General features: G+C 35.4%; 17 protein-coding genes and 3 tRNA genes. 1 reads left to right on the top strand and 19 read right to left on the bottom strand.

Annotated features, from left to right (window positions below):
• Positions 1–298: 298 nt before the first annotated feature.
• The 12 genes from AB671_RS07070 to tuf form a co-directional block, all read right to left on the bottom strand.
• Positions 299–880: a hypothetical protein gene (locus AB671_RS07070; protein ID WP_066678622.1), complete on the bottom strand. Its 582-nt coding sequence runs from the start codon at positions 878–880 to the stop codon at positions 299–301.
• 17 nt (positions 881–897) lie between these two features.
• A complete protein-coding gene (locus AB671_RS22460; protein ID WP_066678616.1) occupies positions 898–4,332 on the bottom strand; it encodes a hypothetical protein in 3,435 nt (1,144 codons plus the stop codon).
• A gap of 157 nt (positions 4,333–4,489) precedes the next feature.
• Entirely contained in the window at positions 4,490–5,179 is a 690-nt protein-coding gene (locus tag AB671_RS07060) for a hypothetical protein (RefSeq protein ID WP_066678613.1), read from the bottom strand.
• 327 nt (positions 5,180–5,506) lie between these two features.
• The gene (rplL, locus tag AB671_RS07055) at positions 5,507–5,872 is read right to left on the bottom strand and encodes a 50S ribosomal protein L7/L12 (protein WP_066678612.1); all 366 of its coding nucleotides are present in this window, start codon (positions 5,870–5,872) and stop codon (positions 5,507–5,509) included.
• Between the two features lie 48 nt (positions 5,873–5,920).
• Complete coding sequence (rplJ, locus tag AB671_RS07050; RefSeq protein WP_066678611.1) at positions 5,921–6,508, bottom strand: 50S ribosomal protein L10; 588 nt, start codon at positions 6,506–6,508, stop codon at positions 5,921–5,923.
• Positions 6,509–6,525: 17 nt separating this feature from the next.
• On the bottom strand, positions 6,526–7,218 hold the full coding sequence (gene rplA / locus AB671_RS07045; protein ID WP_066678609.1) for a 50S ribosomal protein L1: 693 nt from the start codon (positions 7,216–7,218) through the stop codon (positions 6,526–6,528).
• Positions 7,219–7,229: 11 nt separating this feature from the next.
• The gene (gene rplK / locus AB671_RS07040; RefSeq protein ID WP_066678607.1) at positions 7,230–7,676 is read right to left on the bottom strand and encodes a 50S ribosomal protein L11; all 447 of its coding nucleotides are present in this window, start codon (positions 7,674–7,676) and stop codon (positions 7,230–7,232) included.
• Between the two features lie 232 nt (positions 7,677–7,908).
• A complete protein-coding gene (locus AB671_RS07035; RefSeq protein ID WP_157444156.1) occupies positions 7,909–9,039 on the bottom strand; it encodes a hypothetical protein in 1,131 nt (376 codons plus the stop codon).
• 80 nt (positions 9,040–9,119) lie between these two features.
• Positions 9,120–9,662 carry a transcription termination/antitermination protein NusG gene (nusG, locus tag AB671_RS07030; RefSeq protein WP_066678602.1) on the bottom strand — a complete coding sequence of 181 codons (543 nt, stop codon included), beginning with the start codon at positions 9,660–9,662 and terminating at the stop codon, positions 9,120–9,122.
• Positions 9,663–9,682: 20 nt separating this feature from the next.
• Positions 9,683–9,889, bottom strand: coding sequence for a preprotein translocase subunit SecE (gene secE, locus AB671_RS07025; RefSeq protein WP_066678600.1), 207 nt, complete (start codon positions 9,887–9,889; stop codon positions 9,683–9,685).
• Between the two features lie 12 nt (positions 9,890–9,901).
• Positions 9,902–9,972 (bottom strand) — tRNA-Trp (locus tag AB671_RS07020).
• 56 nt (positions 9,973–10,028) lie between these two features.
• The gene (gene tuf, locus AB671_RS07015; RefSeq protein ID WP_066678598.1) at positions 10,029–11,243 is read right to left on the bottom strand and encodes an elongation factor Tu; all 1,215 of its coding nucleotides are present in this window, start codon (positions 11,241–11,243) and stop codon (positions 10,029–10,031) included.
• A gap of 247 nt (positions 11,244–11,490) precedes the next feature.
• On the opposite strand from tuf, the gene AB671_RS07005 reads away from it, so the two are divergent.
• The gene (locus AB671_RS07005; RefSeq protein ID WP_066678594.1) at positions 11,491–12,993 is read left to right on the top strand and encodes a DUF4394 domain-containing protein; all 1,503 of its coding nucleotides are present in this window, start codon (positions 11,491–11,493) and stop codon (positions 12,991–12,993) included.
• Positions 12,994–13,091: 98 nt separating this feature from the next.
• Here the strand turns inward: AB671_RS07005 and AB671_RS07000 are convergent, their stop codons facing one another.
• From AB671_RS07000 to AB671_RS06970, 7 genes are all read right to left on the bottom strand, one after another.
• The gene (locus tag AB671_RS07000; RefSeq protein ID WP_066678592.1) at positions 13,092–16,193 is read right to left on the bottom strand and encodes an efflux RND transporter permease subunit; all 3,102 of its coding nucleotides are present in this window, start codon (positions 16,191–16,193) and stop codon (positions 13,092–13,094) included.
• A gap of 199 nt (positions 16,194–16,392) precedes the next feature.
• The gene (locus tag AB671_RS06995; RefSeq protein ID WP_066678590.1) at positions 16,393–17,475 is read right to left on the bottom strand and encodes an efflux RND transporter periplasmic adaptor subunit; all 1,083 of its coding nucleotides are present in this window, start codon (positions 17,473–17,475) and stop codon (positions 16,393–16,395) included.
• A 7-nt stretch (positions 17,476–17,482) separates the two neighbouring features.
• Entirely contained in the window at positions 17,483–18,724 is a 1,242-nt protein-coding gene (locus AB671_RS06990; RefSeq protein ID WP_082987255.1) for a TolC family protein, read from the bottom strand.
• 250 nt (positions 18,725–18,974) lie between these two features.
• Positions 18,975–20,339: an ATP-binding protein gene (locus AB671_RS06985; protein WP_066678588.1), complete on the bottom strand. Its 1,365-nt coding sequence runs from the start codon at positions 20,337–20,339 to the stop codon at positions 18,975–18,977.
• 33 nt (positions 20,340–20,372) lie between these two features.
• Positions 20,373–21,053, bottom strand: a complete 681-nt coding sequence (locus tag AB671_RS06980) for a response regulator transcription factor (protein WP_066678587.1) — start codon at positions 21,051–21,053, stop codon at positions 20,373–20,375.
• A gap of 268 nt (positions 21,054–21,321) precedes the next feature.
• Positions 21,322–21,393, bottom strand: a tRNA-Thr gene (locus AB671_RS06975).
• A gap of 40 nt (positions 21,394–21,433) precedes the next feature.
• Positions 21,434–21,506: transfer RNA gene (locus AB671_RS06970), tRNA-Gly, on the bottom strand.
• Positions 21,507–21,518: the final 12 nt, after the last annotated feature.

The following is a 21,518-nucleotide window of genomic DNA, read 5'->3' as shown; positions in this document are numbered from 1 at the left end:
GTATTAAACATATTACATTATAGTTTATTAAATAAAAATTATTGCTTCTATTTGAAATAATAATTAATTCTTATCCTATTTTTCCATAAAAAAGAAGCAAACAATTCATTATCAAATAATTAAATTGAATTTTAAAAAGAAATAAAATACACAGGAACTCATCTATTTAAGACTATTATAATCATTGATTTATTTTTTTTAATAATTAATTCAGCTTTTACTTGTATTGAACTCCACAAAGAATAAAAAATAGCCACTTCAATTGAAGTGGCTATACTATAAAGAGAAATTATTAAAATTATTTGCTCCAGAAAGACCATTCTCTGCCGTTAAAAACAGCAAGCTGATTGATTGGAGCCGTAGTCGTTCCGGTTAAAAAAACCATCATTCCTGCACTCGGGCTTACAATATCAGCAATAGATGTTACTCTAGGTAAGACCATTGCTTTATCTTTAGCTCCCAAAACCAAAATCCCAGGAGTAGTATCCGTTACCGGATTACCACCAATGAGAACTTTTGCAGAATTGTTTTCCCCATTCGTATCAGGAGTAAAGGCGGTAGTGGGTGTTAATGCTCCTACTGATAGATCTACCCATTGCGAAACCACTGTAGAATTTGAGGTGGCAGCTTTGGCAAAATATATCTTTTGCTCAGAAGCACGACTATCAAACACAATCGTTCCCGGAACTGCTCCCGCAACAAGGCTTGTTTGCGTTACCCAAGGCAAAACGATTCCTTTATTACCACCTGTTGCATTTCCAAATTCTATAGAAACACTGGTATTAGCAGGTAATGAAGATGGTGTAGTTTTCCCTATGGTTATCTGACTGTAAAACAACCCTGAAACAATTGACAATATTGCTATGCTATATTTTTTCATTTTTAAAAATTTAAAGATTAATACTGATCGCAAGTTTGCTTGGTATAACAAGCCCATACTGTTCCGTCATAGATTTTCAGACAGTTCAAATCGGTATCATAAGCCATCATCCCTCTTACAGGAGTCAGTCCATTGATCTGGATCGTTGTTAGTCTATTCAGTACAAGACCTTTTGTTTTAGCGTCTAAAGCCGTGTATGCTCCTGTAATCTTCATTGGCCAATTTCCGTTATCGGCTCCTGCTCTTCCTAAAGCGGTAATTCCGTGGTTGGTTGGGAGACCTATTGTAGAAGTATTGGCTGGTTTGTAACATCTGCATTCTAGATCTTGTAATGTAGAATTAAGAGAAGTTCCTACCCCTTGGCCAATATCTGCAGACCCATCTGTATTATCTACAACTCCTGCAGTATTATTAGTATTATTAAGAACATTATAGTTATTAGCTCCATTATTCAACAATTGTGGTACACCTCTAGCCGCTGGAAAAGTACTAATCACCTGCGCAGGAGTTCCCGCTGTTGTACCATTTGCCAAAACTCCGATTTGTCCCGAATTAGAAGTCGCCGTCATAGGATTGATCATTCTGTAGGTTACGTTTTCAGAACCTTCAATAGCGTCTGGGCAACCATCTCCATCGGAGTCTAGATCTAGATGATTCGGAATACCATCTCCATCTGTATCCTGGAAATTACAAGAATATAATCTTACTTCTCTCCAGATAACCTCCTGACCAGAAGCAGCAGTATCAACCAAACCATCCATAATAAAGTATTTCACACCTACTAAAGAAGGTAATGCAACATCTGTATAATGAGTTGCAGCATTCACAGTCGCACTGGTAGGCACATCAATATTACTCACAGAATACAGTAATAATCCTGCTGCATTATAAAATCTAAGACTTCCAATCGTACGAACTTGCCCATCGCTATAACTTGCAGTACCTCCGTTAGGATAAATTCTAAATGTGCTTACAGGATTTGCAATAGCTGTGGTATAGGTATATGTAACAGATCCATTCAAACTGGCAGATCCACTTGCAGTTCCTCCAAAAGTAACAAGGTCATTATCAATTGTAAGTGCCAATGCGCGACCAGTACCAACATTTGTAGCTGTAGTACTCACAGAATTAGGTGTGGAAAAATTGGTACAAGTCTGTACTTTTTCCACACTGTCTAAGATCCCATCATTATCATCGTCAAGGTCATCTTCATCAGGAATTCCATCATTATCAGAATCCAAGCAACCACTCACAAAAGAGTTTAGAGCAACTCCTACTCCTTGTCCTACATCAGAACTTCCGTCAGTATTGTCTGCAACCCCCACCAAACTAGTAGGATTAGTAGTAGAGTTAAGGTTAGACACTGCAGGATTAAATATCTGAGGTACCCCATTGGAAGCCGCCGATGTACTTACAATCTGTGCCGGATTATTATTAACAGTAGTTCCATTAAAAATCACTCTAATCTGACCTCTATATTTATAATTAGCATCTGTGGAAACTAAATTTAAAGAGTGGATCTGAGCCGAAGTAATATACTCACTTCCTTCTATGGCATCTGCGCATCCGTCTCCATCAGCATCGGTATCAAACTGGTTAATAATCCCATCTAAATCTAAATCATAACGATCATCTACTCCGTCAAAATTTGTATCAATAAACCCTGGGAATTGTGGATCGATATAATTGGGTACACCGTCGGCATCATGGTCTCCAAGAGGATCAGTTAAACCACTATTTTCAACAGTATCCAAAATCCCATCATTATCGTCATCTAGATCTAAATTATTATCAATACCATCTAGATCATTATCACAACCCGGCAAACTTAATACTCTCACAGCAGATTCTGATTGTGCTCCATAAAACCATGTATTGATAATTCTGGCATTGCCGAAATCATCTTCCAGTGCAGGTGTATTACTTCCTTGCCCCGTAGTTAAAGGTGCAGGTGTCGCCAATGTCGGTGTTGAACCATCCCATGCGTGAGTAGGACCTACAATTCCTGATTTCAAATTAAGAGTTTTTACTCCTCCTGTTGTTAAATTAGAATTACTATTCCCTGCGCTTCCAAAAGTCGCTAAACCATTACCTGTTGGACCAGAATCATCCCAAAACATAGGTCTGTTCCCCAAATTAGGGAAAATAGCGGTTGCAGAAAAACCATTGGTATTTAGCTCTGCATCGATCATAGGAACATTCACACGGCCTTGCAACAACAATACTGAAACAGATACCGAAAAACTGGCAGGCACAGCATTGCCCAGATTATCTTTACCATCCCACGCCATAATATTATTCCCTACAGAAACATCATATACCTGCAAAATACGGTCCGCTCCTGTTGATTGATATCCTGGAACACCGTCTAGATCTAATGTTATTGCAACATCTCCTTTTTTATCGATATAATAAGGAATATAATACGTTGGAGCACATCCATAAATAGCTCCGGTTATTGCAGGATTTCCTGTGTTACCATTAGGAAATGCAACCTGATCAGGACTCGTTAAAAAAACTTGATACCCATCAGGAATAACAGGATAACTGATCGTGTTGGTTCCCGTGAATGTACCATTTCTCGATTTACTATCATTTGCAAAATTTCCGGTGTTGGCTATTCCCACATAATTCATTACCAATTGAAAACCAAAAGGGCGAAAATTAGGTCGAAAAATTACTTGAGACTTAAAACCGTCTGTTGTATGTACATAAAAACTGCCATCAAAAGACGCAGCTAATACGTTAGGATATGCATTAGGAGCAACGGTACTCGACAGATTGGTCGTTATGAAACTCCAGTTTCTAGACCACAATCTCCCTAATACTTTATTGGCAGTACCTCCAGTACCCGTTGCCACCGTTACATCAAATAAAGGAAAAGTAATTTGCGACTCTGCACCCGTGGTAATAGCTGTTACACCACCATCATTACTACGATATAATTCTATAGTATATTCACCGACAGCTGTAGGAGTATATACAAATGGTGTATATCCCGAGGGCATTGACCCTCCAATATTAGGCCCGTTCCAAGCTCGAGCATAGTTATCGATAAATCCTGTACCTGTAGCAGCAGGAATTAAACGAATATCTACAGCATTAGATGGGCTGGTAATTTTCATATAAGCATTGGTAACCAAAGTCGTATTGGTGTTATCAAATGTACGAGCCATAAAACCAGAATAGATACTCTCTGTACTAGAATTAGTTATGGTAACTTTTAGCTTTGTCGTAGCATTTGAGCCAGGATAAGATCCAGATGCCCCATCCGGATTGATCAGATATGCTGTTCCGTTTGCAGAGGCAGTTCCATTATTATTCCCGGGAGAAACCTCTTTGGTACCATCCGCGAAAATCTGTTGAAAAAAGAACAGTGAAGCTACAATCAATAATCTGGTGATCGCCTTCCTTCCTATTTCAGAATTATTAAATTTTAAATGTTTACTCATATTTGTAAAAGTTAAATACCATCCTATGCACCCAAAATGCATGGCTTTTCACGTATCACACGGAATGTGATAAAAAAGCAAAATTTTAAGCTTAAAAATTTAGGATAGTGGTTGATAAAAATCTTGAATAAAAAGCTTTTAAGAGCCTTAACGAAATTTATCCTAAAACCGGAGGAGGCCTTACAGAAAAGACATGAGTAAAACAGTAATCTAAAGATTTACTGTTATAATAAATATATTTTTGCTGATGTAGAAAATCTAAAGCACATTTTATGATGTACTGATTCTGTGATGTATGTATTTTAGAAAAATGATGATGATTATAGCTTGGTGCTACATAATCTCGACTAATATGTATGGCAGAAGTAAATTCTTGAGAGGTCGGGAAACGCAGATTTTCAGACTCAAAAGGATTGATTCTTTTTTCATAATCGGCAATTTCTTTTTTTATCTTTTTTAAAGTTTCTCTATTTCTATTTTCTTCTGCAATTCTGACCTCACTTTTAAACGTTTTTTTGAGAATTTCAGCTTCCTGTGTTTTATTGAGTCTTCCTGTAAGAATCTGCACATTACTATGCATTTCTGATGTGGAAACATCAGCATTCTTAACAATAATTTTGTCTGAATTTATTTGTTGATTGAAACTAGCATCCGTAGAAAAGATTTTTGCTCCTTGTTTAAGCGTAATAGTAGCCTGAGGAGCATTTGTCCCAATCTCATCCTGTGCATATACATTGCTAGAAAAAAAAGAAAATATGACGGTAATATAAATACAAGAACGATATAAACTTAACCTAAAGTTTAAATCATGAGCATGGATATTAATATTGTGTAAACTCTTACGCAACTATACTTGTTTATGATGTAAAAATAAGCAATAAAATCAACAGTAATATATTATTTAATTGTTAATTCATAATTTTAACATATTACTGTTGATAAATTGACAAATAAAAAACATCATTAATAAAATATTTAAAATTATACTACAAGTTAAAATTAGCTTTAAAATAATAGTAAAACATATTAAATGTTTCTAAAAAATCCATTCGGTATGATGCAAAAGAAATTCTGAAACTTAAGATAAAAATTAGATTTCATTATAAAAAAGTAGATGCATAAAAAAAGCAACTACAAAAAATGTAGTTGCTCTTATATTTTTGAAAGAAAATGATTACTTCAATTCTACTTCAGCACCAGCTTCTTCTAATTGCTTCTTAAGAGCTTCAGCTTCGTCTTTAGAGATACCTTCTTTAATAGCAGAAGGAGCTCCGTCTACGATGTCTTTAGCTTCTTTAAGACCTGCACCAGTTAAATCTTTTACTAATTTAACGATAGCTAATTTAGAAGCACCTGCAGACTTAAGAATTACGTCGAATTCAGTCTTTTCTTCAGCAGCTTCAGCACCAGGACCAGCCATAACAACTGCAGCAGCAGCAGGCTCGATTCCGTACTCGTCTTTAAGGATAGTTGCTAATTCGTTTACGTCTTTTACTGTTAAGTTTACTAGCGTTTCAGCTAAATTTTTTAAATCTGACATTGTTGTAATGTTTTTGTTGATTATTGATTGATTTTTTTGAGAGTCTAATTATTCTGCAGCTGGAGCTTCTCCTTCTGCAGCAGCTTCTGGAGTTTCAGTAGCTGGAGTTTCTTCCACAGCAGGTGCAGCAACTTCTTCAGTTGTAGCTTCTGCAGTTTCAGGTCTGTTTTGAAGAGCAGAAACAACTCTTTGGATTGGAGACTGAAGTAATCCGATGATTTCACCGATCATTTCTTCTCTAGACTTAATGCTTACTAAAGCATCAAGGTTGTTGTCACCAACATAGAAAGTTTCTTGTACGAAAGCTGATTTTAAAGCCGGCTTCTCTTCTTTTTTTCTAAAGTCTTTGATTAATTTTGCTGGAGCGTTAGCCGTTTCAGCAATCATTAATGCAGAGTTACCTTTGAAAGTTTGGAACATTTCAGAGTAATCTACTCCTTCAATTTGCTCCATTGCTTTTTGCAAAAGTGTATTTTTTACTACTTTTACTTTGATATTTTGTTTGAAAGCTTGTCTTCTGAAGTCAGAAGCTTTAGCTGCATTCAAACCATCTAGATCTGCTACATAAACTACTTTAGCATCCTGAAGCAAGTCTTTGATCTCTTGTATCGCTACAACTTTTTGGTCTTTTGTCATTGTCTTAAGGATTATAATTAGTTAACAGATTTAGTATCGATTGCAATACCAGGGCTCATTGTAGAAGACAAATAAATGCTTTTTACATAAACTCCTTTTGCAGCAGTTGGCTTCATTTTGATCAAAGTAGAAATCAATTCTTGAGCATTTTCCTTGATTTTAGCAGCATCGAAAGATACTTTACCAATACCAGCGTGGATAATACCGTATTTGTCTACTTTAAAGTCAATTTTACCAGCTTTTACTTCAGTTACTGCTTTACCAATTTCCATAGTAACAGTACCTGATTTAGGGTTAGGCATCAAACCTCTTGGTCCTAATACTCTACCTAAAGGTCCTAATTTACCCATAACAGCTGGCATAGTAACGATAACGTCAACATCCGTCCAACCTTCTTTTATTTTTTGTAAATATTCGTCAAGACCTACATAATCAGCACCAGCTGCTTTAGCTTCAGCTTCTTTATCTGGAGTTACTAAAGCCAAAACTTTAACATCTTTACCAGTACCGTGAGGAAGAGATACTACACCTCTTACCATTTGGTTTGCTTTTCTTGGATCTACACCCAATCTTACAGCGATATCTACAGAAGCATCAAACTTTGCAGTGTTCACCTCTTTTACAAGAGCAGAACCTTCTTCAAGGTTATAGATTCTTCCTTTTTCTACTTTGCTTAAAGCTTCCTTTTGCTTTTTAGTCAATTTTGCCATTTCTCTAAGTATTAAGCGTTAAAAGTTGGTTTAGTTCCTGTTACTCTTAATCCCATAGATCTAGCAGTACCTGCAACCATAGAAACTGCAGAATCCATTGTAAAGCAGTTAAGGTCAGTCATCTTGTCTTCAGCGATCTTTTGAACCTGAGCCCAAGATACAGCACCTACTTTGTTTCTGTTTGGTTCTCCAGAACCACTCTTGATTTTAGCCGCATCCATTAACTGGATTGCTGCAGGAGGAGTTTTAATTACGAATTCAAAAGATTTGTCTTCGTATACTGTAATTACTACAGGTAAAACTTGTCCTGGCTTATCTTGAGTTCTTCCGTTAAATTGCTTACAAAACTCCATGATGTTCACCCCTGCAGAACCCAAAGCTGGACCTACTGGTGGAGATGGGTTTGCTGCTCCTCCTTTTACTTGGAGCTTAACCATTTTAAAGACTTTTTTAGCCATTTTTTGTTTTTTAAATTTGAATAATTAATGAGTTTGGAAGCATTTATTATTCAGCAGGTTACCGCACTCACATAAAGTAAACCTACTTTTAGGACTGCAAAATTATGAAATATTTTTGAATTAGCAAATTAATTGTTTGAGTTTTAAGCAGATAATTGAAATATTTTTTACCCTTTTTTGAATTATCAATTATCTACAGTGGCTATTAATAAAGAGCTAGTGAATCAATTGATCAAGAATAGAACTTAGAAAAATAATATTCCATAACTGTTTTTAAGGAAAACCCTTTCCCGTCATATTGTACATGAATGAAAAAGAAAATGAAAAAAAGAATATTAAAAACAAGGAGCCTCTTTTTAAAAACATTTTGATTAAACGAAAATCTATTAGAATACTTATTGTCGGGCAAGAGCGTTATTAAAATGACTAATAAAAGCATAGAATAGATATGATTCCAGCGATACCAATCAATTCCCAAAAAATACAATGGCATTACCCAAAGGAGACTTATAATAACGAACTTAACGAATGTATAAAATCTATTTCTATAAAATACGAAGAGGTAATACAAAAACATTGAAATTTCGACTGCAAGCTCTAAAATAAAAAGAGAATACGAAATAATTTCTTTTTTAACTATTTCTATAGCCTCCCAAAAGTCAAAAAGAAAAATATTGTTTCGTCCGAAAACAACTCCTCTATTTTTTATAATATCTAAACTTTTACCGCAATTAATATTTTTTCCGAAAAAAAATAAAATCCCCATAATTGCAGTAGATAGAAAGAAAAAAAGCATCCAAAAAGTATATTTCTTTTCTCCTGTTTTAAGAATATGTATGGCAATAAAAAAAGGTAAAAAGAAATAAAACATTTCATGAATAAACAATCCTATACAGAACAGAACTAGAAATATTTTTTCTTTAAGAACAGTCATTTTACCAAATGCAAAATACGCTGCAAGTGTAAAAAGAATAATTTCTCTTTTCCCTGAATAAGATAAGTTAATTGGAAAATACATAAAACATAACGGAGAACATAGCAACAGCAAAATATTCCAGTCAATTTTCTTTGCCATTAACAGCTTAAAATAGGAGAAAAAAATAAGGCTATAAAAAATAATTTGAACAATAAATACCTGAAAAGGTAACGATATGCCTAATAAGTCTTGTACTGCAAAAAAAATAGTCCCCGTAATACCTCTACGTTTAAAACCTCCATCTTCATAATTGACCAACCAGTCAGACATTGTCCATTCATGAATGGGCAGTATTGCTTTTCCATATAACTTTAAGATTACATAAAAAAAGATTGCAACTAAAAAAAAGCAATACAATAAAAAAAGATTATTCTTTTTTGCAAACAATATCATATTCTCAATTTTGTGGATAAAAAAAGAAGGATGCTTTGAAAAGCACCCTTCTTTTATATTTTAAATATATACATTTAAACTTTTTCTACCTGCATGTAGCTCAACTCCATTGGAGTTTTTCTTCCGAAGATCAAAACAGATACTTCTACTTTCTTCTTATCTTCAAGAATTTTTTCTACTGTACCGTTGAATCCGTTGAAAGGACCATCGACTACTTTTACATTCTCTCCAACAATGAATGGAACTTCTGCATCGGTAGCAAATTCTGAAAGTTCATCCATTCTACCAAGCATTCTGTTAACCTCAGATTTTCTCATTGGTACAGGATCTCCACCTTTAGTTAAACTTAAGAAAGAAATTACCCCTGGAATGTTTTTAATAACGTGAGGAATTTCCCCCATCAAATCTGCTTCTACCATAAGGTAACCTGGATAGTAAGGTCTTTCTTTAGGAACTTTTTTTCCGTTTCTAAGCTGAATTACCTTTTCCATAGGAATTACCACCTGAGTAACATACTGCTCAAACCCTAAACGTTTGATTTCTGTCTCAATATAGTTTTTTACCTTATTTTCCTGTCCGCTAATCGCTTTCAGTACATACCATTTTAATTCGCTCATTATTTAGAAAATAGTTTTTATTAGTTGAAGCTGTTAATTAGTATTCCTAAGATGTTGCTGATTGATTTTGAAAACAATTCATCAACACCGAAAGTAAATAATGCTAAAATGACAGTAGCAACAGTAACTACAATTGTAGAAGACTGTAAGTCTGACCATTTTGGCCATTCAACTTTATGTCTGAATTCGTTATAAGAACCTTTTAAAAAATCGACAAATGAACTCATAATTTATATTTGCACGGGCACAAGGATTCGAACCCTGATCAACGGTGTTGGAGACCGGTATCCTACCATTGGACGATGCCCGTAGATAAAAAGCTTCCGAAGAGTTTCCTTATCGGAAGCTTTATTTATTTTAAGATGATTAGTCTAAGATTTCAGTAACCTGACCTGAACCAACTGTTCTACCTCCTTCTCTGATCGCAAATCTAAGACCTACGTTAAGAGCGATTGGTTGTAACAATTCTACAGTGATTTCTAAGTTATCACCAGGCATTACCATTTCTACACCTTCTGGTAAGAAGATTTCACCTGTAACGTCAGTAGTTCTTACATAGAACTGAGGACGGTATTTGTTGTGGAATGGAGTGTGACGTCCACCTTCTTCTTTAGAAAGGATATAAACTGAAGCTTTGAATTTCTTGTGAGGCTTCACAGAATCTTTCTTAGCGATTACCATACCTCTCTTGATGTCAGTTTTTTCAATACCTCTCAACAATAGACCTACGTTATCTCCAGCTTCTCCTCTATCTAGGATTTTTCTGAACATTTCAACTCCTGTAATAGTAGAAGTTAATTTTTCTTCACCCATACCGATGATATCTACAGGATCTCCTGTGTTGATAATACCAGCTTCAATTCTACCAGTTGCAACAGTACCTCTACCTGTAATAGAGAATACGTCTTCGATTGGCATCAAGAATGGCTTATCAGTATCTCTTGGCGGCTGCTCGATCCACTCGTCAACAGCATCCATCAATTGCTCAACAGATTTGAACCATTGGTCATCACTTTTAGGACCTCCTTCTGCAGTAGCAGCAGTAAGAGCACCTAATGCAGAACCTTGAATTACTGGAGAGTTATCTCCGTCGAATTCGTAAGTAGACAATAAGTCTCTAAGTTCCATTTCAACTAGCTCTAATAATTCAGCATCGTCTACCATGTCAACTTTGTTCATGAAAACAACAATTCTAGGTACGTTTACCTGACGACATAATAGGATATGCTCTCTAGTTTGAGGCATTGGTCCGTCTGTAGCAGCACATACAACGATAGCACCATCCATCTGAGCAGCACCCGTTACCATGTTCTTAACGTAATCCGCGTGACCTGGACAGTCAACGTGAGCATAGTGTCTTTTTTCAGTTTCGTATTCAATGTGAGCAGTATTAATAGTAATACCTCTTTCTTTCTCTTCAGGAGCAGAGTCAATAGCAGAGAAATCTTTCTTCTCAGCAAGACCTTTGCTCGCTAGTACAGCAGAAATAGCTGCAGTAAGTGTAGTTTTACCATGGTCAACGTGACCAATAGTACCAATGTTCAAGTGTGGTTTGTTACGATTAAACGTTTCCTTTGCCATGATTTAAATTATTTATTTTATTGTTATTCAAATTTTCGGTGTGCAAATATAATGAATTTTTATATACCAAAATCTTTTTATCCAAAAAAATTTCACAATCAAACCCACAAACTCGCAAACCTCATCTATTTCTGTAAACAGAGTTGCAAATTTAAACAAAAAAATGGATTAAAAAAAAGTGTTTGTAAAAATCCGCAGATAATTTTCTTTCGTATATCACATCAGAGATCCTTTAAAATAAATTATTATGAAAAAACTATTTAACTTTTGCATGGCTACATTTGCCATTGTCTCGTTATTATCATGTGATAATGAAGACGTTAACATAATGTCCGAAGAGCCAACCACGGCTCCCGATCTGATGGTATATGCTTTAACAGAAAATAATCAATTGGTAACTTTTAATACCAATAACTCTTCAACATTTACTTCTACAAAACCCATTATGGGAATTCCATCAGGAGAAAAACTGCTAAGTATTGATTTCAGACCGGCAACCGGCGAGCTCTATGCTGTATCTAATGCAAGCAAGTTTTATATTATTAATACTTCTACCGCTTCTACCAGAATGGTAAGTACAACGTCTTTTTCACCTGTAATCTCAGGAATCGTTGCTTCAATTGATTTTAATCCTACTGTAGACAGAATAAGATTAGTAACCAACACCGGACAAAATCTTCGTTTAAATCCGGAAACGGGTGCTATTGCAGCCACTGACACGAATATTGCAACCACTTCATCTATCATGGGCGTTGCTTATACCAATAGTGTTTCGGGAGCAGCTTCTACGATTTTATATGACCTTGATGCTACTGCAGGAAAACTTTTTAAACAAGATCCTCCAAATAACGGAACTTTAGTAGAAGTAGGAAGTCTGGGTATCGCTTTTACAGGACAAGCTGCATTTGATATCAATCCTGATAATACTTTGGCAGTAATGGCGGCTACAACCGGTACACAAAATGTTTTATATACTGTAAATTTAGCCAACGGAAAAGCGACAAACATCGGAAATCTTTCACAAAAAATAATCGATTTGGCAATTCCTACAAATCCTGTAGCGTATGCAGTTGATAATTCTAATGCGTTACAAATATTTAACCCTAATAATCCACAACCTGTCACGAAAGCAATCACCGGGCTTCAATCTGGAGAAAATATTTTGGGTATTGATTTCAGACCTTTAAACGGACAATTGTATGCATTAGGAAGTTCGAGCAGAATTTACACCATTAATTTAGGAAATGGTGCTGCAACCGTTGTTGGAACACAACTTCCTACTCTATTGGCAGGGACTGAGTTTGGTTTTGATTTTAACCCAACTGTAGATAAAATAAGAGTGGTAAGTAATACCGGACAGAATTTAAGATTAGATCCTGTTACCGGAGGAATTACCGCAACAGACGGCGTAATTAATCCGGGAACGCCTACTTTGGGTGCAGCAGCTTACACCAACAACTTTGCGGGCGCAACGACTACTTCGTTATTTGTAATTGATCATTCTACTGACAAATTATATCTACAAAACCCACCCAACAATGGAACTTTGATTGAGCAGGGATCTTTAGGCATCAATATCGACGGTGCAAATGGCTTTGATATAGGCAGTACAAGCCAAAAAGCTTATTTGGTAGCTACTACAGCCGGAACTACAAAAATTTATACCGTAAATACAACTAATGGTTCTACTACATCCTTAGCCAATTATCCCAATTCTGTAAGAGGTTTTACAATTGGTTTAGGATTTTAATGACACAAATTTTACATAGTTTTAATATTTATTAAAGAAGCGCTGAAAAATTAATTTTTCAGCGCTTCTAACTATATAATGTAAATGAAAAGATAATTCTAAATAATTTCAACTGTTTTCTTCGTTCGATTGAAAATCCAGAAGATAATTGGGAAAATTAATAAAGTAAGAATCGTTGCCGTAATCAAACCTCCGATAATGACAATTGCTAAAGGTTTTTGAGATTCAGAACCAATTCCGGTAGATAATGCTGCAGGTAATAATCCGATCGATGCCATTAAAGCGGTCATAATGACGGGTCTTGTTCTGGATTTTACTCCATTAAAAACAGCTTCATCCAGTTTGAGGCCATCTTTGATATTTTGATGGAACTCTGTAATTAAAATCACTCCGTTCTGAATACAGATTCCCAGTAAAGCAATCATCCCAACTCCGGCAGAAATTCCGAAATTCATTTTGGTCACATGCAATGCGATGATTCCGCCAATTAAAGCAAACGGTACATTCGCCAAAACCAAAAGTGAATCTTTCATGTTTCCAAAAAGGATAAATAGCAGGAAAAATATCCCTAAAATACTGATGGGTACTACTTCTGTTAAGCGTGCTGTTGCTCTTTGTTGGTTTTCAAACTGACCGGTCCAGCCTACTTTATAGCCTTCCGGAAGATTAATTTTTGCCACTTCTTTCTGTGCATCAGCAATGGTTCCTCCCAAATCCCGGTCACGAATCGAGAATTTAATTCCAATATACCGTTTGATATCATCACGATAAATAAATGCTGCTCCATTATTTTTTTCAATATTTCCAACTTCCTTCAGTGGAATCATCGTTCCTTCCTGCGTAGGAATCATTAGTGAAGCAATATCATTTTCATCTTTTCTATATTCGTGAGAATATCTCAAACGAATCGGGAATTTTCTTTCGCCATCATACATTTCCGAAGCTGTTTTTCCACCAAAAGCCATTTCCAGAACAGTTTGTGCATCTTCCGGCATTACGCCATACGCTGCCATTTTATTTCTGTCCCAAACCACATTTACTTCCGGCTGACCGATATTTTTAATAATTCCGGCATCACGTACTCCATCCACATCTTTTATTGATTTTAAAACTTTATCAGCCAGTTCATCCAAAGTCTGAAGATTGTCACCATAAATTTTAATTCCGTTTTCAGCTTTAAAACCGGCAACCGCTTCAGCAACGTTATCAGAAATCGGTTGTGAATAATTGAATGTTATCCCTTGATAATTTCTTAGTTTTTTGTCTATCTCTTCAGTGAGTTGTTCGTAATTGATTTTCCGTTTCCATTCGTCTTTGGGTTTAAGATTGACCGCAAACTGCACAAATCCAAACCCATTCGGGTCTGTTCCATCGTTGCTTCGTCCGGTTTGCGCCAAAACATCGGTCACTTCGGGAACACTCATAATGTCTTTCTTCAAAATATCGGCGGTCTTCAAAGATTCTTTTAAAGATGAACTCATCGGCATTTCTGCGGTGATCCAAAGTGAACCTTCATTTAACTGAGGTAAAAATTCCGTTCCCAAAAATTTCCCTGAAAATAAAGTCACGGCGACAAATGAAATAGAAATAATTAAACTTAATCTTTTATTTTTAAATGTAAATTTGAAACCTTTCAGTACGATTCTGTCCCAAAAATTCACAAACGGATTGTTTTTCTCTCTTACATTTTTATTTAAAAGCAAATGCGTTAAAACAGGAACTAAAGTCAACGTAAAAATCAAAGCACCCAACAATGCAAAACCCAGCGTAAATGCTAAGGGTGAGAACATTTTACCTTCCACTTTCTGGAATGAGAAAATCGGAATTAATGAAGTGATGATAATTAATTTTGAAAAGAAAATCGCTTTTCCTAAACCGGTTCCCGTTTGCTTGATCCAACCTGCTTTTGCGAGTTTATTAAATCTGTCATTGCCATATTTCTTGGCTTTATGATCGAGCATTACAAAAATTCCTTCCACCATGACGACGGCTCCGTCAATGATAATTCCGAAATCTACCGCTCCCAATGATAATAAATTGGCGCTCATTCCTGCCATTTTCAAACATAAAAATGCAAAAAGCAAAGACAATGGAATAATAATGGAAACAATTAAAGTCGTTCGCCAATCTGCCATAAAGATCAAAACAATCACCGTAACAAGGATGATTCCTTCCATCAAATTGTGCATCACGGTTTCTGTGGTAAAATCCATCAGATTATCACGGTCGTAGAAGGTGACCATTTTTACATCTTTGGGAAGGATTTTTTCGTTAAGCTCTTTAATTTTAGCTTTCACACCTACTAAAACTTCACGCGGATTTTCGCCTTTTCGCATCACAACAATTCCTTCTACGGTATCATCCTGATTGTTTAGTCCAGCCTGCCCTACTCTTGGTCGCGAACTTTCATGAACCTCAGCAACATATTTTACCAAAATTGGGTTTCCGCTGTCATTGTGAATGGTAATATTGCCAATATCTTCAATGGACTGTACCAAACCAATCCCTCGTACCACGTAGGCTTGTCCGTTTTTTTCAATAACATCTCCACCGACATTTAAATTACTTTTCGTCACCGCTTCATACACCTGTAATGGTGTTAAATTATATTTATCTAAAGCTCTCGGATCGATACTCAACTCAAAAACTTTATCCTGACCTCCGAAAACATTGATATCTGCAACTCCAGGAACACCACGAAGTGCTCTGTCGATCACCCAATTCTGTAAAGTAAGAAGCTCACGGGAATCTTTTTTCTTGCTTTCTAAAGTATATCTGAAAATTTCTCCGGTTGGTCCATAAGGAGGCTGTACTTCGGGATCAATACCTTCCGGAAGGCTTACATTTCGAAGCTGATTGTTGACCATATTTCGGGCAAACATATCATCAACACCATCATCAAACAGGATCTTAACAATGGAAAGACCAAACATGGTGGTACTTCGAACGCTTGTTTTTTTCTGAACCGGACTCATCGCTAGTTCAATCGGCGTCGTGACAAAACGCTCGACTTCTTCGGCACTTCTACCATCCCATTGCGTAATGATCACAATTTGAGTATTGGTAACATCGGGAAAAGCTTCGATCGGCATGTTTTTGAAACTTATAAATCCTGCAACCGCCAAGATCGCTACCCAAATAAAAGTAAAAGCCTTATTTTTAAGTGAAAACGATATTATATTTTTTATGAATTTATTCATGATAGAAATTAGATGTTAGACTTTAGATATTAGACCAATAACTAAATGTTTAATTTTATCTAAATGATTTAAAAACCATTAAGAAAATGAATGGTAAAGCTGTCTCAAGGCATATCAAAAGATCCCTTAGTTTGGTTAAATAGTAGGTTAATTATATAATCGCTTACTATTTCAAAATATCTCAATGGTTTAAATCAAATTAATTTTTTAGAGAACGATAGATCAACAACTGATTATTGGTGATCACATTTTCACCTTCCTTCAGACCTTCTGAAATGTATGTGACGTCACCCAGCTGTTTTAAAACCTGAATTTCTTTGATCTTCACATCAGTTCTCGATTTAAAAACCACTACATAACTTCTGTCATCATCAAAGATCACCGCTTTTGAAGGAATAGAAAGCGCCATTTTATTTTCAGATTTTGAAACTTTAATTGTGGCTTTGCTATCGGGAATCAACAATCCATTAGCGTTATCCAGAACAACTCTAGCCTGCATTGCATTGGTTTCAGGGTCGATAATTTTAAATATTTTATCAATTTTTCCGTCAAAAACTTTATCCGGATAAGATAATGTGGAAACCTGAGCAGGCATTCCAAGACTTATTTTGTCGATATCGGCTTCGTTGATGTTCATAATTGCCCAAACATTGATGGTATTTGCAACATCAAAAATATTTTCGCTCCTGTCACTTCTCAGCTGCATATCTTTATTGATGTCTTTATGAACAATATAACCGCTGATTGGTGCTAAAACACTGTAAATATTTCCGTTTTTCACATTGTAAACCGTACTTACCGCAGATGCTCTCTGCATTTGGTCTTCTGCTTTCTGAAGCTGGCTTTTTGCTTCGAGAACATCTCTTTCGGTATTTAGCTTTCCTTCATACATTTCTCTGGCAACACGAAGATTGTTTTTAGCAACCTGCAAATCTGTTCTTGCATCGCTTACATCTTTTTGCACCTCTGCCAATTCGGTACTTCTTATCGTTGCCAAAACCTGACCTTTTCTTACATAATCGCCCAGTTCTACGTTCACACTCATTACATTTCCGCCAACCAAAGGAAAAACATCGATATAGGAATTTCTGTCGGCAGAGATTTTACCATAAAAACTGTAAGAATCTTCTATATTTCTATTCTCAACTTTCGCTGTCGAAATTGATTCGAGCATGGTATTGCTCAGTTCAAAACCTTTTGGCTCGGGAGTTTTTGCAATTTCAGGCTTTGAGCATGACCATAAAATCAAAGCCGAAAATAAGGGTATAATTATTTTTTTCATTGTATTGTTAATAGAAGATTTTGGTTTGTACTAATTGATTAAGCTTAATGGCAGACTCCATCAAATCGTTTTTCATATCATAAATCTGCAGCGCGGTTTGACGATAGCTTTCCATGAAATCTGTAAACTCAATTAAACTAATGTTTCCGTTTCTGAAATTTTTAAGCATTCCGTCATAGACAAGATCAAGGTTACTTAAGTCGGTAGATTTTATTTCGGTTAACTGATCGTATTGGGTTTTCCAGATTTGAAAAGCAGACTGCACTTTTGTTTCTAAATTGAGTTTTTGGAATTCTGCATTTTTCTGATTCTGCTTAATAGCGTAATTGGCTTTTTCTACATTTCCTTTATTGCTTTTCCATAATGGAATAGGAATTCCGACCTTCAAATTAATTTCATTATTAAAAGTTCCAGAAGCTTGATCATATTCTGCACCAACATTCAAATCGGGAACATTTAACGATTTTTGCCATTGTGCATATAATTTAGAATTATCAATCAGTTTTAAAATGAATAAATAATCGGCGTTGTTTTCTAGCGCTTTTCTTTTCAGTTCTTCATCATCACCGAAAGGTTGCGACGTTAAAACCAACTTCGCTTCTTCATCTGAAATCTCAGGCTCTATATTTTCAGTAATTCCGGTAAGCACTTTAAGGTTCTGCTCAAACTCTAAAAGATTTTTGTTAATGTTTACTTTATCATTATTCAGCTGAATAACGATACTTTGAAGCCTCACCTCATCTTTCAGAGAAACATTTCCTTTTGCAGACTGTACTTTGTACGCTTTCAAAAGGTCATTCATATACCCCAATTGCTTGTTGGTATTTTCAAGCTTGAGTTTTTCATAGTAAAGATTGTAGTAATTGGTATGAAGCTGAGTTCGTAACTCTACCAAAAGCTGTGAAAACTGTAATTGCGCTAGTTCTTTATTAGATCTTGCAAAAGCAATCTCGTTTTTCTTTTTCCCACCCATATAGATCAGTTGGGTAACTTCGAAACCTTTTGCTCTTCCTGCATCCAAAACTCTTTTGTCTTGGGGATTATAAGCGTTGATATAGCCACTCATCTGCGGAAGTTCCCAGATCTTCGCCTGCAAAATATCTGCATCTGCCATATTGATGCTGTATTGCTCGGCAAGAAGCTGAAGATTGTTTTGCTGAAAGGCATTTTCGCACTCCAAAAGCGACATTTGCTGCTGCGCCGATATCATCGAAGAAATCACCACGAACAGTCCTGCAATTTTGTTCATTCTCTCAATTTTGATGACAAAAGTGCGGCTGCTCGATTAAAACGAACTTAAAGGAGGCTTAAAAAAAAATTAAATTTGGTTTTAGGAAGAGTTTGAAATGTCTTTCTGAGCTACTAAAACTTAATTTATCCCACAGATCTTATTTTAAAATTGAATGATAAAATACTCTCAAAGAGTGAGCGAATTAAGCAGATTTTTTCATTAGTATCTACAGAATTTATTTAAACTGCGATAAACTAAATTTTTAAAATTATTTATTGAAAATCACGCTAAACTTGTTCATGTTTTCAGAAGGAGAATTGTATTGAATATTTGCATTATGATATTCTAAGATTCTTTTTGCAATTCGAAGCCCTAGACCGGAGCCGGAAATATTCTGAGAATTATTTCCGCGCATGAAAGCTTCAAAAAGTTTTGGTTGCTCTTCTTCTGAAATGGTATTCCCTTCTGAAAAAACATCTACAGAAAGATGAGTTTCGTTTTCGGTTATCAGAATTTTAACATCAGCATTGTCAGAGTAAACTGCTGCATTTTTCAATAAATTAATAAAAACAATATTTAAAAGTGACTGAACTCCGTTAATTGTAAGAAAAGCATTTTCCTGCGTCTCCTCAGAAATAAGAAAATCCATTTTAAGATTGGGATAACTTTTCTGTACCCGGTCGAAAGATTCGAAAATCACTTCATCAATTCTTACTTCTTCATAAATACTCTGAATATTTTCTTTATCAAATTTTGTGAGAAGTAAAAGTGAATTCGTAAGATCAGATAACTGATAAACATCTTTCAGCATCTGTTTCAGAGCAGAAAGCGTTTCTGGAGAATGCTGCTCGAGCTTAATTAAATTTTCCAACTGAAAGGCCATTCTTGTGATTGGCGTCCTGATTTCGTGGGATGCACTTGCTGTAAAATCTTTTTGCGACTGAAAAACATCATTCAACCTCGAGATCATCGTATTAAAAGACTTCGCCAAAATACTGATCTCGTCATTAGACTGCTCCACCGGAATTTGCGTTGTCAGTTTATGGGCGGTGACCTCCGAGATTTCTTTGTTCAAATCTTCCAAAGGCTGAAGAAATTTTCCCATAAAATAATAACTGAAAAAACCAATCAGCAAAGTACAGGTGATAAAGGCAGTGATTAAAAGATACTTCAAATACTCCAACTTCGATTTTCCGTTGGTATCATAAGCACTGGTGAGAATATAATAGTTTTCTCCGTTGATGTTTTTTAAAGCGGCATACACTTCCGGAACGGCATCTTCGTTGTAAATATCTTTTTTCTTATCGAGTTCGGTAAGAAGTTCTTTATCCCAGGTTACTTTTTGATCTTTTATTGTACTATAGATTAGCTCTTTTTGGCCATTAAAAATTAAAATAGTTTCATTGAGAAGGAAGTTATCTGAATTTTCATTAAAAAAGATAGGCGCTTCGTTCTCAAAATTTTTAGATTTTGAAATAAAATTAGTGGTAAACCCTAATCGCCTTACAAATCGGTCTTTAAACTCTTCCCTACGGAAATCATTAAACGAAATGTAAATAATAATCAAAACCACCCCAAAAAGCAGGGAAAACGAAACACTCAGGGTAAGCGCAATCTTTCTTTTTAAAGACATGTAGATGGTTTTTAGTTGTTGGCTGTTGGTTACTTATAAAGGATTTAGGTAATACCCAAAACCTGATCTGGTGTGGATCAGCTTTACTTTATATTCTTTGTCGATCTTCTTTCTTAAAAAATTGATGTAAACTTCTACCGTATTGGTATTGGTATTAAAATTATGTTCCCAGACATTTTCGGTGATTTGTTGTTTAGAAACCGTTCTTCCCTGCGCTTCTGCAAGATAAACAAGAAGCTGGAATTCTTTTAAAGTTAAAGCAATTTCATTACCTGCACGAAATACTTTTTGCTCGGTTTTATTAATAATTAAATCATCAATCCTGATAATATCTAAATCTATATTGTCGGAAGGTACTTTTCTTCTTAAAAGTGAGTTCATTCTAAGCAATAATTCCTCAAACTGAAAAGGTTTCACCAAATAATCATCTGCCAGTCTCGTAAAAGCATCTTTCTTATCGGAAATATCGCCATAAGCCGAAATAATAATAATCGGCGTATTTTTATCAAAAGAGCGAATGGTCTGGCAAACATCAAGTCCATTTACTTTTGGAACATTAATGTCTAAAAGATAAAGGTCATAGCTATTATTCTTTATTTGACGGAGAAAAGTTTCGCCGTCATAAATTTTATCGCATGTAAATTGATTTGATTCTAAAAATTTACTCAACTCTGCAGAGAGAATAAGGTCGTCTTCTAATAAGAGAATGTTCATCAAGAATATATTTATTACGAATTTAATGAAAATTTCAAGATGATTTCACCGAATTGGCTTGAGGGAAACACTAAGTTTAATTTTAAGATTTTCTAAAGACTTCTTTCTAAAGACTTTTGATCTTTATATTATGATTGATTAAAATAATATTAAACTTTAATTTTAAAAAGTTCTTATTATTTTAAAAGGATATTAGAAATTGAAATGTTTTATTTAAATCGTAAGTTTGGGCAAAAAAAAAATCCCGAAGAGATCGGGATGAAAAGTGAGCCAACTACGGGACTTGAACCCGTGACCTCTTCCTTACCAAGGAAGCACTCTACCGCTGAGCTAAGTCGGCCTAAACAAAAAAATCACACTATAGAGTATGATTTTTGTTGAGCGAAAGACGAGGGTCGAACTCGCGACATTCAGCTTGGAAGGCTGACGCTCTACCAACTGAGCTACTTTCGCAATTTTGTTTCC

The organism is Chryseobacterium sp. BGARF1, from assembly GCF_001677955.1.
In the GTDB taxonomy this organism is placed as follows: Bacteria; Bacteroidota; Bacteroidia; order Flavobacteriales; family Weeksellaceae; genus Chryseobacterium.
Note: the sequence above shows the minus strand (reverse complement) of the source record. Positions and strands in the feature narration are given on the sequence as shown.

Coding starts and splice junctions, on each gene's coding strand:
- AB671_RS07070 (WP_066678622.1), bottom strand. CDS start 880: ATGAAAAAATATAGCATAGCAATATTGTCAATTGTTTCAGGGTTGTTT.
- AB671_RS22460 (WP_066678616.1), bottom strand. CDS start 4,332: ATGAGTAAACATTTAAAATTTAATAATTCTGAAATAGGAAGGAAGGCG.
- rplL (WP_066678612.1), bottom strand. CDS start 5,872: ATGTCAGATTTAAAAAATTTAGCTGAAACGCTAGTAAACTTAACAGTA.
- rplJ (WP_066678611.1), bottom strand. CDS start 6,508: ATGACAAAAGACCAAAAAGTTGTAGCGATACAAGAGATCAAAGACTTG.
- rplA (WP_066678609.1), bottom strand. CDS start 7,218: ATGGCAAAATTGACTAAAAAGCAAAAGGAAGCTTTAAGCAAAGTAGAA.
- rplK (WP_066678607.1), bottom strand. CDS start 7,676: ATGGCTAAAAAAGTCTTTAAAATGGTTAAGCTCCAAGTAAAAGGAGGA.
- nusG (WP_066678602.1), bottom strand. CDS start 9,662: ATGAGCGAATTAAAATGGTATGTACTGAAAGCGATTAGCGGACAGGAA.
- secE (WP_066678600.1), bottom strand. CDS start 9,889: ATGAGTTCATTTGTCGATTTTTTAAAAGGTTCTTATAACGAATTCAGA.
- tuf (WP_066678598.1), bottom strand. CDS start 11,243: ATGGCAAAGGAAACGTTTAATCGTAACAAACCACACTTGAACATTGGT.
- AB671_RS07005 (WP_066678594.1), top strand. CDS start 11,491: ATGAAAAAACTATTTAACTTTTGCATGGCTACATTTGCCATTGTCTCG.
- AB671_RS07000 (WP_066678592.1), bottom strand. CDS start 16,193: ATGAATAAATTCATAAAAAATATAATATCGTTTTCACTTAAAAATAAG.
- AB671_RS06995 (WP_066678590.1), bottom strand. CDS start 17,475: ATGAAAAAAATAATTATACCCTTATTTTCGGCTTTGATTTTATGGTCA.
- AB671_RS06990 (WP_082987255.1), bottom strand. CDS start 18,724: ATGAACAAAATTGCAGGACTGTTCGTGGTGATTTCTTCGATGATATCG.
- AB671_RS06985 (WP_066678588.1), bottom strand. CDS start 20,339: ATGTCTTTAAAAAGAAAGATTGCGCTTACCCTGAGTGTTTCGTTTTCC.
- AB671_RS06980 (WP_066678587.1), bottom strand. CDS start 21,053: ATGAACATTCTCTTATTAGAAGACGACCTTATTCTCTCTGCAGAGTTG.